The sequence below is a fragment of the Verrucomicrobiota bacterium genome (assembly GCA_016871535.1).
Classification (GTDB): Bacteria; Verrucomicrobiota; Verrucomicrobiia; order Limisphaerales; family SIBE01; genus VHCZ01.
Genome location: VHCZ01000040.1, coordinates 23,585 through 34,517, shown reverse-complemented (window position 1 = coordinate 34,517; position 10,933 = coordinate 23,585). Strand labels below are relative to the sequence as shown.

At 59.4% G+C, this 10,933-nt stretch carries 8 protein-coding genes, 1 tRNA gene and 1 pseudogene; 7 read left to right on the top strand and 3 right to left on the bottom strand.

The genetic code is table 11. The features are described from left to right. Window positions 1-47: 47 nt before the first annotated feature. On the bottom strand, window positions 48-2,663 hold the full coding sequence (locus tag FJ398_07870; protein ID MBM3837870.1) for a DNA translocase FtsK: 2,616 nt from the start codon (window positions 2,661-2,663) through the stop codon (window positions 48-50). A 294-nt stretch (window positions 2,664-2,957) separates the two neighbouring features. On the opposite strand from FJ398_07870, the gene FJ398_07865 reads away from it, so the two are divergent. The 4 genes and pseudogenes from FJ398_07865 (at window position 2,958) to FJ398_07850 (ending at window position 7,153) form a co-directional block, all read left to right on the top strand. Further along, window positions 2,958-4,757 (top strand): hypothetical protein, encoded by a 1,800-nt coding sequence (locus FJ398_07865; GenBank protein ID MBM3837869.1) that lies wholly within the window; start codon window positions 2,958-2,960, stop codon window positions 4,755-4,757. Window positions 4,758-4,839: 82 nt separating this feature from the next. Continuing rightward, a pseudogene (locus tag FJ398_07860) lies at window positions 4,840-5,493 on the top strand (hypothetical protein). 13 nt (window positions 5,494-5,506) lie between these two features. Beyond that, the gene (locus FJ398_07855) at window positions 5,507-6,157 is read left to right on the top strand and encodes a hypothetical protein (protein MBM3837868.1); all 651 of its coding nucleotides are present in this window, start codon (window positions 5,507-5,509) and stop codon (window positions 6,155-6,157) included. Window positions 6,158-6,166: 9 nt separating this feature from the next. Beyond that, window positions 6,167-7,153, top strand: a complete 987-nt coding sequence (locus FJ398_07850) for a hypothetical protein (protein MBM3837867.1) — start codon at window positions 6,167-6,169, stop codon at window positions 7,151-7,153. 6 nt (window positions 7,154-7,159) lie between these two features. Here the strand turns inward: FJ398_07850 and FJ398_07845 are convergent, their stop codons facing one another. After that, a complete protein-coding gene (locus tag FJ398_07845; GenBank protein MBM3837866.1) occupies window positions 7,160-7,378 on the bottom strand; it encodes a hypothetical protein in 219 nt (72 codons plus the stop codon). 285 nt (window positions 7,379-7,663) lie between these two features. Then, a tRNA-Asp gene (locus FJ398_07840) sits at window positions 7,664-7,740 on the bottom strand. Window positions 7,741-8,177: 437 nt separating this feature from the next. Between FJ398_07840 and FJ398_07835 the strand changes: the two genes are divergently transcribed. Genes FJ398_07835 through FJ398_07825 form a run of 3 tightly spaced genes read left to right on the top strand, consistent with a single transcriptional unit; the run spans window position 8,178 to window position 10,878 of the window. Further along, a complete protein-coding gene (locus tag FJ398_07835) occupies window positions 8,178-8,831 on the top strand; it encodes an RNA polymerase sigma factor (protein MBM3837865.1) in 654 nt (217 codons plus the stop codon). A 14-nt stretch (window positions 8,832-8,845) separates the two neighbouring features. Beyond that, window positions 8,846-9,310, top strand: a complete 465-nt coding sequence (locus FJ398_07830; protein ID MBM3837864.1) for a hypothetical protein — start codon at window positions 8,846-8,848, stop codon at window positions 9,308-9,310. 2 nt (window positions 9,311-9,312) lie between these two features. After that, complete coding sequence (locus FJ398_07825; protein MBM3837863.1) at window positions 9,313-10,878, top strand: RDD family protein; 1,566 nt, start codon at window positions 9,313-9,315, stop codon at window positions 10,876-10,878. Window positions 10,879-10,933: the final 55 nt, after the last annotated feature.

Genomic DNA, 10,933 nt, shown 5'->3' with positions numbered 1-10,933 from the left:
TACTCCGATACCCCGACACTCCGGCACTCCAGCACTCCCTGACTCGATCACTGCCCCTGCCCGTCCGCGCCCGTGCCGTCGAGGTCGATGAGGATGTCGCGCGGCTCGGCGCCTTTGCTGGGACCGACGATGCCGCGATTCTCCAACTCGTCCATGATCCGCGCGGCCCGCGTGTAACCCAGCCGCAACCGGCGCTGCAAAAGTGACACGCTCGCCTTCTGCTCGCTGCGGATGACTTCGATGCATTGCTGGATGAGATCCTCGTCCTCGTCGCAGCCTTCGTTCTCCTCCAGGCTGTTGACCGGTTTGGAAAGCTGCTCGTGGATTTCCACTTCGTAGCTCGGCTTCCCTTGCTTGGCGATGAAATCGACGATCTGCTGAATCTCGTGATCGGTGATGAGCGCGCCTTGGGCGCGCGTCAACTTCGCCGAGCCGGGCGGCAAATAAAGCATGTCCCCCTTGCCGAGAAGTTTGTCCGCGCCCATGGCGTCGAGAATGGTGCGTGAGTCCACTTTGGCCGCGACCTGAAATGCGATGCGCGCGGGGATGTTCGCTTTGATCACGCCGGTGATCACATCGACGCTGGGCCGTTGCGTCGCCACGATGCAATGAATGCCCGCCGCGCGCGCCATTTGCGTGATGCGGGCGATGGCCATTTCGACATCCGCCGGCGCGACCAACATCAAATCCGCCAGCTCGTCGATGATCACGACGATGTAGCTGAGCTTCTCCGGAATCACGATGTCCTCTTCGCGCGGCACCACGATTTCCTCGTCCACTTCGACGGCGAAACCTTCCGCGCCCGCTTCGACTTTTTCTTTGCGCACGGTCAAGGGCAGCTCGGGTTCGGGCGGCGGGATGGGTTTGTTCTTGGGGCGTTCGTTGAACGATTTGATGTTGCGCACACCGACGCGGGCGAAAATCTGGTAGCGCTTTTCCATTTCGTTCACGACCCAGCGCAGCGCCAGGATCACTTTCTTGGGATCGGTCACGACGGGCACGACCAGGTGCGGGAGCGCGTTGTATTGCTGAAGCTCGACCACTTTCGGGTCGATCATCACGAAGCGGAGTTGATCGGGCGAAAAGCGGTACAGGAGCGACGCGATGATTGCGTTGATGCAAACCGATTTGCCGGAGCCCGTGCTGCCCGCGATCAGCAAATGCGGCATTTCCGAAAGGTCCGTGACGATGGGATTGCCATAAACGTCTTTGCCCAGCGCCAGCGGCACGCGCGCCTTGGTCTTCTGCCACTCCTCTGATTCCAGCAGGTCGCGCATGATGACTTTGGTCTTGATCGCGTTGGGCACTTCGACGCCGACGGAGCTTTTGCCTGGCACCGGCGCGAGGATGTGAATGCGCTCGGCTTTGAGCGCGGCGGCGATGTTGTTGCTCAGGGCCGTGATGCGCTCCAGGCGCACGCCGGGCGCGGGGTGCAACTCGTAACGCGTGATCGTCGGGCCTTTGGTGATGTCGCCGAGCGAGACTTCGATGTCGAATTGCGCGAGCGTGTTCTGCATGAGCTTCGCGTTCGCCATGAGTTCTTCTTTGGACTCGGTCGGCTTGATCGTGATGTCCGGCTCGTTCAGCAGGTTGATCGGCGGCAACTGGTAATTGCCGATCATGGGCGCGGAAGCGACGGCAATGGCCTTCGATTTCTTCGGCTTCGGTCTGGCGGCGGCGCCGGATAAATCCCGGATGCTGGGAGCGGGCCCTTCCGGAGCGGGCTTGGGCGAAGGTTCGGAGGGCGAATCTTTGGCGGCGGGATCTTGGTTTTTGGGAGCGGCTGGCTTGCCCAGAATATCGGCGGCGGTGGCGGCGGCGATTTCTTTGGCCGTGATCACCTCCCCTTCCTCCAGCGGAGGCTCGACGATGCGTTCGGGTTCAGGCGGCGGTGCTTTGCGCGCCTTGGCTTGCGGCTGCGGGACGCTGAGATCGCGCACTGTAGGTTCGGGAACCGGCTGGAGATCGGCGCCCAGCCCGGTAGGACCGGCTTGTTCTTCGAGCTTCCTGGCTTGTTTTTGCAGTTCGCGGACGCGCTTCTCCAGCGCCTTTTCTTCGGCGCCAAACGGATCGACGGCGGCGAGCGCGGCGGCGCGCCGTTCCCAAAGGTCCCGCAACCACTCGCCAAGCTGCAGATTGGTCAGGTAAAGCAGGCTCATTAAATAAAGCGTCGAAAACACAATCGTCGCTCCGACCGTCCCGAAGTGGCGAAAGATCAGTTCGTTCATCCCCCAACCGATCAACCCACCGGCGCTGCCCGCGTCCTGGACGATTTTCAAATCGAGCGTTTTGACCAGCGCTTCCGAATGCACCGCCAGCACCCCCATGAACGCGACCAGCAACAACGCGGCCCACACGATGCGATGCCGAAGATACGCCAGGAAGTTGATGAAACTGGTCAATCCGAATCCCAGGAACAGCACGGGCAACAGGTAAGCCGCCGCGCCGAACACCCTGAAACTTCCGTAAGCCAGATACGCGCCCACCGAACCGACCCAGTTGTACTTGTACTCATTGGGGGAGCTGGTGTAGAACGCGAGATCATTGCGGTCGTAGGAGAAGAGCGCTATGCCCAGCAACGCCGCGAAGGCCAGCAGGATAAGGCCGACAACGTCGCTGAAGCCTTGCGGCTCGCGAGTCTCGGTTTTTGCAGTGCGCGCCACGTTCGCAGCGTAAGACAAGCCCTCGAATTGACAACGAAATTTGAAATGCACGTGATTACAGCCGTGAGTTGCTTCTCTTAACAGGAGGCAACAGAGGCAACGGAGAGAAAGGTATTCCGTTCAGTAAGGCCGGTGGGCGAGGCTCCCGCCGAGCCAATACCATCGAAGAAAAAGCTCGGTGGGAGTCCTCGCCCCACCGGCGTTTGCTGAAGGGTTTCAGAGAAGGAGTTTTGTCTCTGTTTTCTCCGTTTCCTCCTGTTAAGATTTCTCTGCTGTCTTTTTTGCCGAGTCCATATGGCGAACGAATCGCTGAGCAAATTGCGAAGGCTTCAAGCCGACGCCCAGGCTTTGTTGGAGGTCAAAGACGACGACGCCCCGGAGGCCGAACGCTTCGCACAAAGCCCGGCGTGGCTCCAGTTTTGCGTCCGGGTGCACCGGAGTTTCGTGAGGAATCGCGGGCTCGTGCGCGCCGCGGCCCTGGCTTACACGACCGTATTGGCGCTGGTGCCTTTGCTCGCCATTGCAGTCAGCGTCTCGACGGGCCTGCTCAAACGGGAAGGCGAGGAACCGATCCAGCAGCTCATCGACGGTTTTGTGCGTTATGTGGCCCCGGCGCTGGATCTCAAGACGACCAGCGATGCGGCTCCGGACGGCGTCGACAGCGAAAGCGCCATCAACCGCAAAAGAGTGGTCAACGAAATCAACGGGTTCATCCAGCGTTTCAAGAGCACGACGCTGGGCGCTTCGGGAGTGCTGGCCCTGATCTTCGTGGCGATCTCGCTGCTGAGCACGGTGGAAGCGACGTTCAACGACATGTGGGGTGTGCGTGAAGGACGCAGTTGGCCCCGCCGCGTCGCGTTGTACTGGATGGGCCTGACGCTGGGGCCGTTGCTATTCGTAGCGGCGGTCGGACTGACAGGGGCCAGCCAGGTGAGGAAGTCCGCCTGGGCATTTGAAGCCACGGACATCAAGGACACGGCGCAGTTTGTCAATGAACTCAAGCGAACAAACTCCCTCGTTTCGCAGTTTCTCAACAGCCAATTCTCAGAGGCAGCAAAGAAAGCCTTGGCCGATTATCAAGGAACGCCGAAGGACCCTGGCTTGGTGAGTGACATTCTCGCCCAAGAACTCAACAGGATCATCCAGGGAAAGCCTATTTACGATGCGAAGCGTTTTGAGGCCGTGATGCTCTCTCCGCAGACGCGAGAATTGTTGAAGGCCGAGCCGCTGGGCAACTCGCTGGTTCATTTGAACCGGCTCCTTCTGGAGGACGCCCTTCCACAGTGGCTCACGAAAAGTGCCCAGAATGCCGGCTCTTGGCTCGATCGGATCGAGATTCTCAGAAAATTCCTCTATCTCTTCCTCCTGCCCTGCCTGGTTTTGGGATTGAGCCTGTCGTTGCTCTATCTGCTCATGCCGAACGCGAAGGTGGATTGGCGCGCGGCCTTGGTCGGCGGCCTTGCGGGAGCGCTGCTTCTGCAAGGCAACAGCGCGTTCAGTGTGATGTATCTGTCGCGTGTGGTGACGTACCGGGACATTTACGGAACGCTGGCGGCGGTCCCGTTGTTCTTGATCGGGCTGTATGTGTCCTGGGTGATCGTGCTGTTGGGCGGCCAGGTCGCGTATGTGTTTCAAACGCGTAAGACACAGGACGCGGATCCGCGCATGGAAAAAATCAATCAGCGAAGCCGGGAGTTCGTGGCGCTCCGGGTCATGACCCACCTCGGCCAGTTTTTCCAACGCGGCGCTCCGGCGCCCGATGTGGCGAGCCTTGCCCGGAGTCTGGAGATTCAGGACCGATTGGCCGCGCAGACTTTGGAGACGCTGACCCAGAACAAACTGTTGGTTCGGGTCTCCGGCGCGCCGGCCAGTTTCAGCCCGGCGCGGCCCCTGGAGAACATCACGGTTCAGGATGTCCTGAACGCCATGCGAGTGGGCGCGGGCAACGAACTGGCCGGGAGTGACGCGCGGTCGAGCCGGTTGATTCAGGAACAACTCGACGCCATCGCGCGCACCGAGGCACAGGCTGCGGGCGCAGTCACGCTTCGAGAACTCGTCGAGCGGACCGCTGATCGACCCACCCACGGCGGTTGACACCTGGAAGCAATTCAACCGCAGATGAGCGCGGATAAACGCAAATGGGACAAGTCGGTTAACGCGGCTTGAGCCTCTCGCGATGCGGGTGGTTGTCGCGGTTCCAACGCCGCAGCGCCTCGTCCGTTTTAGACATTCGGACTGTCTATTTGCTTTGCGCAATAAACCTTTGTCGGATACAAGGAGTTATTCAATAACGGCGTGTATGACCACCCGCCCAACCCTGGTTCACTTGTTTCTAATACTTGTTGGATCAACGCCTAGTTTTGGGGTTGGTTTCAGGCTTCCCAATCAGGACCCTGTCGCCATCGCCCGGGGAAATGCCTTTGCCGCGACGGCGGACAATCCATCCGCGATTTACTATAATCCGGCGGGGATCACGCAGTTGGAAGGTCACAATCTTCAACTCGGCCTCTACGCCATCACGGCGGAATCGATGTATCGCGCCGCCAATGGCCGAACCTCAGACACCGATTTCGAAGTGCAGGCCGCCCCGCAGTTTTACTATGCGTTGACGCCCCAGAAGTGTCCGCTGAGCTTTGGATTCGGTTCCTTCGCACCGTATGGGCTGGGATTGGAATGGCCCAACGACAGCTCTTTCCGAACGTTGTCCATCGAAGGCAGGCTGATGTATGCGTCCTTTGTTCCGGTCGTCGCGTGGGAGATCTGTCCACAACTATCGGTGGCGGTGGGGCCGACCCTGAACGCCGGGCAAATTCATTTCCGGCAAGGCATCCTGAACGCCAACGATGAATTCAAGTTTACCGGCAACGGAGGCGGTTTCGGGTACACCGCCCGGATTGCTTTGGCGCCCGCACGACCAGTGGTCTCTGGGCGTGTCTTACCACAGCGCCACGGATATCGCCTTTCGCGGCCATTCCGTGGCTTACCCTTACGCGGGGCGGGAAGATACGGACGCGGGAGTGGAATTTCCCCAGTTCATTCTGGCCGGCATTTCGTTTCGCCCCAACGAGCGATGGAACTTCGAAGTGGATGTGGATTGGACCGACTGGGACGTGCTGGACACGGTGAGCTTTCAGAAAGCTTCGGGCGACGCCGCATTTCCGTTCAACTTCAAATCCGGTTTCATGTACGGCGCGGGCGTGACGCGGTACCTGGAAAGCGGGTATTTCGCGAGCGCCGGCTACTTCTTCAGCGAGAATTCGGTTCCCGACCTGAACTTCAATCCAGCGGTGCCGGACACGGATCAGCACAGCTTCAGTGTGGGGCTGGGCCGAAAAGGGGAGCGCTGGAGTTGGGCCGCAACGTATCAGGTGTTGACCGGCGCCTGGCGTTCGGTGCAGGGCAGTCAATCGACCTCAAGAATCGGCGAGTCGGCGGATGGTCGGTACAAATTCTTCAATCACGCGTTGAACGTGTCAGTAGGTTACCGGTTCTGAAGACCCGTCATGGCTGAGCGACGCACCGTTGTTGTTCTAAGCGACGTTCACTACGCCGGAGCCGGGGAAAAGGAGAGGGGATGGCGCGAAACCGACTTCATCGAGAATCCCGCGCTGCGCCTGGCGGTCCGCGCTTACCGACATTTCTTCTGGCGGCGCGACCCTTTTGCCCACAATTATCTGCTGGACCGTTTTTGCGCCGATGTTCCCAGTGCCGACGCTGTGATCGCCAATGGGGATTTCTCGTGCGACACGGCGTTCGTGGGCGTGAGCGATGACGCCGCCTATGCAAGCGCCGCCGAATGCCTGGCCAAGCTGCGGACGAAGTTCGGCGATCAATTTCGGGCAACGATCGGCGACCACGAATTGGGGAAACGAAGCCTGTTTGGCGGCCAGGGCGGGATGCGCCTGGCCAGTTGGCGCCGCACGATTGAAGGCCTGGGCCTGGAGCCGTTCTGGCAAATGCAGTTCGGGCGATGGGCCATGTTCGGGATCACTTCGTCGCTTGTCGCGCTGCCGGTGTATCTGCCAGAGACCCTTCCAGAGGAACAGCCCGAATGGGAACGATTGCGCGGCGAGCACCTGGCTCAGATTCGAGACGCGTTCGACTTGCTGAAACCAGAAACGCGGGTTGTCCTGTTTTGTCATGACCCAACCGCACTGCCGTTCTTGTGGCGCGAGGCGTCGGTGCAATCGAGGTTAGCTCAGTTCGGACTGACGGTTATCGGGCACCTGCACTCGCGGCTTTTTCTCTGGCAGAGTCGCGTTCTCTCGGGGATGCCGACGATCTCGGCGCTTGGATACTCAATCCGGAGAATGAGCGCGGCTTTGCACGAGGCGCGGTATTGGCGCCCTTTTCGGGTGCGGCTTTGTCCGGCGCTCGCCGGGATCGAACTTCTCAAAGACGGAGGGTACTGCAGCCTGGAACTGCACGAGGAAAGTGAAACGCAACCGACCTGGCGTTTCCACCCCTTGTCCTGGAAAACGCGCGACTAATACCTGTTATCTGTCATCCGGGCGAAGCCAGCGGCGGATCGCCTGGCTCATTCTCTCAGGTTTGTCCCGAATGAGCTGTTTGAGCACCTCCAGCGTCACTCGTTCGGGCTTGGGCTGCGCCAGGCCGAAATCCATGATCAGTTTGGACTTCGCGCTCTCGATCTCCTCCAGGTCGTCGTCGAACTCATCGGAGTCGAAGCTGAACTTGTCCATTGGATCTTTCATTTCACCAAGCCTATCAGCCGGCCGGGAAGGGATTCCTACGTCCGTATCCCAAACTCCGAGACGGTCTCTCCGCCATCAAAATTCCTACTCCCCCTTGGCGCTGTAAGCGAGCACGAAGATGCTCCCTTTTCCTGATGAAGAATTCTGAACGCCATCGACAACTTGGAGTTGGAGTATGCAACACTTCCGTCTAGAAATTGGACTATTCGGAAGTCCCAAATCCAGAAACTGGACAGCTCTAAGCTTTGCGGATTTGACCCGGCGAGGCGGCGATTCGAGGGAGAATGGCGGGAGTGGCGGGGCTCGAACCCGTAACCTCTGCCGTGACAGGGCAGCGCTCTAACCAATTGAGCTACACCCCCGCTCAGGGGAACCAGAAGCTAAAAGAACGTCCGAATCAAGTCAACGGGGAACTCGCAAAAATCAGGCACGCCGACAAAAAACGATTCGGGCAGCAGACGCCAAGGAGGTGGGGGTGGGGAACCCCGCTGAAGAAACGTACCGCTACCCGAATCAAATTCTCATTTTTAGAATACCTTAAAACCCGCTATGCTTTTGTCAATACTTAAACGAAGGCAACAACCGTGCCGAACCCAGCGCAGACAGCCCAAAAACCCGGCTCGATTGATGGTAATCCTTCACTTAAACGACGGCCGGGCGAGGCCGCCTGCCGAGCCTCGATGGCCTTGGCTCGGCAGGCGTCTCGACTCTCCTTGATCGGGAGAATATGATTGATGCAACTTTTTCGACGGCGGGTGTGTCGGTAAAATGACATGATCCTGATCGGATCGGATTCAAGATGACAGACACAAACCAATTCGAGGCATTCATGAAGGCCTACCAGAACATGGTGTTCTCGACCGCCGTCCGGTTGTTGGGCAACCCGGTCGAGGCCGAAGACGTCTCCCAGGAAGTCTTTTTGAAAGCCTACGAGCGATTCGCTGACCTGAGCCAGAGTCCGACCGTCGGCGGATGGCTGAAAACAGTGACGACCAATCTTTGTCTGAACCATCTCACGCGCTACCGTGCGCGCTGGCGGTTCTTCTCGGAGATGTTCCAGTCCGAGGACCACGACGAGGCCGTGCCGGAGCTACCCGCGCCGGACACGTTCAATCAAGAGTTGGAGGGATCGGACTACCGGCAGCTTCTGGAAAGCGCCCTGCAAAAGCTGCCGAACGCGCAGCGAGTCCCGCTCGTGCTCTATCACTTCGAGAACCTGCGCTACGAAGAGATCGCCGCGAAGCTTGGAATCTCTCTGAGCAAAGTGAAAACCGATATTTTCCGCGGACGCGAGGCGCTGCGCCGCAAACTCAAGTTGAAATCAACGGGCGGCGACGAATGGAGCGACTTCGAGCCGAAAGCTGCCGCAGACACGCCGGGCGTGGATCGAGGCCGGGCGCGACCGCTGCGCGAAAGCCGAAGCGTGCTTGTCCTCGGGCTGAGCTGCCCTTGAAACGCATTGAGACCATGAAACACGATTCCGAAGACAATCTGGAAAAGCTGATCCACCAGGAGCTCGCCAAGCTGCCCGAACTTCAGGCCCCGCAAACCCTGATCCCGCGCGTGCTGGAAACCATCCTCAAGCAGGCCCACAAACCCTGGTGGCGGCGATCCTGGTTCAACTGGCCTTTTAGCGTGCGCGTCATCTCGATTGCATTCGCTGTCACCCTTTTGGGCGGAGTTTTTTCAGGCACGGCCTTTCTTTGGCAGGATGTATCGGGCGCCCTTGGTTCTGCCGCGGCAGATCAGTGGCTGGGGCGATTCGCGGTGCTGGCTGACGTACTGGGGACCCTCGCCGGGGCGGGCTTGATGGTTTGGAATTCGATCAGCAAACTCTGGCTGCTGCTGAGCCTGGCCATCGCCTTCATGTTGTACGTCTCCTGCGTGGGCATTGGAACGCTCTGCTTTCAATTGGCCGTCAACAAACGTTAAGCATGAAAAGCCCAAGCGTGATTCGGCGAACCGTCGGCGCCCTTCTCCTGGCCCTGGCCACACCGCTTCCCGGCGGGATTGCCTTCGCGCAAAACCGCGCGCAGGAGCAGCCTGTCGATCAAGACCCGCCTCCCATCCTGGAGAATGCCAGGCCTGTTCCGCCGCCGGCTTTTTTCGACGCGGACGCGGAACTGGTCCACCGAGGGGAAATCGTGGTTTTCGGGCAGGACGTTCACCTGCGGAAAAACGAACGATGCCGCACGATGATTGTGATCGGAGGCAATGCCTTGATCGAAGGAGCGGTGACGCGGGACGTCGTCGTCTTGTTCGGTTCCACCACAAACAAGGGAAGCATCGGCGGCGATCTGGTGACGATTCTGGGGCCGGCTCACCTCAACGGAACCGTGCGCGGAACTTTTGTGAACATTCTGGGCTCGCCCACCTTAGGCCCCGAAGCGGTCGTCGAACGCGAAGCGGTGACGGTCGGAGGGAATCTGCGTTTGGATCCGGGAGCACTCATTAAGCGAGGACGTCAGGAGTTCTCCCTGGGGCACAGCTTTCAATGGCTGGGGGATTGGTTTCGCGGCGGCCTGCTCAAAGCGCGCCCGCTGCCGCCCTCGCTGATCTGGGCGTGGTTTGTCGCCGCGGCTTTCCTGGTCGTTTATGCACTGATGACGATGGTTTTTCCGCGTCCGTTGCGAGCTTGCGTCAATTCGCTGGACGAAGCGCCGGTGGCGGCGTTTTTCGTCGGATTGCTTACGTTCATTCTGTTCCTGCCCGCGTTGGTGCTATTGGCGGTCACCGTAGTGGGGGTGCCGTTGCTGATGCTGTCCCTGGTCGTGGCCATTTTCTTTGGCAAGGTGGCGATCTACCAATTCACCGGCCTGCAATTGGGCCGCCAACTGAACCTGAGCGCTCTACAATTGCCGCTCGTTGCGCTCTTGCTTGGCGCGATGGTTTTTCACCTGCTTTACACCATCCCGATTCTGGGTTTCCTGGTTTGGGGCATCGGCATTGTCTGGGGAGTGGGCGCGGTTTTGATGGCTGTCTTCGCAAATCTCAAACGGGATGCCAGGCCCGCCACAGTGCCGGTCGTCGCTGCGGCGGGCGCGGCCGCAAATTCCGGTTCAAGCGTGCCGCCGCCCCTGGCCGGTCTTGCGGCGGCTCCAACGCCTGGAGCGGCGGACATAATCCACTTCGAGCGTGCAGGATTTTGGATTCGAGTGGGCGCCACGATTATCGATCTCCTGCTCATCGGGGTTCTGAGCGCCTTTGTCTTTGCCGGCCTGGCTTTCCCGATCTTGCTCGTGGTCTATCACGTCGCCATGTGGACGTGGAAAGGCACGACGATCGGCGGGGTTGTTTTCGGTTTGAAGATCGTTCGCATCGATGGGCGCCCGATCGATTTTGCCGTCGCGCTCGTGCGGAGCCTTTTCAGCATCATTTCGTTCGTGTTCCTGCTCGTGGGATTCTTCTGGGCAGGCTGGGACAAAGAGAAGCAATCCTGGCACGACAAAATCGCAGGCACGGTGATCGTCAAAGTGCCAGCCGGAATCTCCCTCCTCTGAGCTGGAATCACGCTCTCAGAGCCTGTCTGAAAATTGTCTTCTGGGTGGAACAGGC

What these genes read in the sequence shown, in the direction of transcription:
- FJ398_07855 (MBM3837868.1), top strand. Translation starts at nt 5,507, where the DNA reads ATGAATTCAAGTTTACCGGCAACGGAGGCGGTTTCGGGTACACCGCCC.
- FJ398_07865 (MBM3837869.1), top strand. Translation starts at nt 2,958, where the DNA reads ATGGCGAACGAATCGCTGAGCAAATTGCGAAGGCTTCAAGCCGACGCC.
- FJ398_07845 (MBM3837866.1), bottom strand. Translation starts at nt 7,378, where the DNA reads ATGAAAGATCCAATGGACAAGTTCAGCTTCGACTCCGATGAGTTCGAC.
- FJ398_07830 (MBM3837864.1), top strand. Translation starts at nt 8,846, where the DNA reads ATGAAACACGATTCCGAAGACAATCTGGAAAAGCTGATCCACCAGGAG.
- FJ398_07825 (MBM3837863.1), top strand. Translation starts at nt 9,313, where the DNA reads ATGAAAAGCCCAAGCGTGATTCGGCGAACCGTCGGCGCCCTTCTCCTG.
- FJ398_07835 (MBM3837865.1), top strand. Translation starts at nt 8,178, where the DNA reads ATGACAGACACAAACCAATTCGAGGCATTCATGAAGGCCTACCAGAAC.
- FJ398_07850 (MBM3837867.1), top strand. Translation starts at nt 6,167, where the DNA reads ATGGCTGAGCGACGCACCGTTGTTGTTCTAAGCGACGTTCACTACGCC.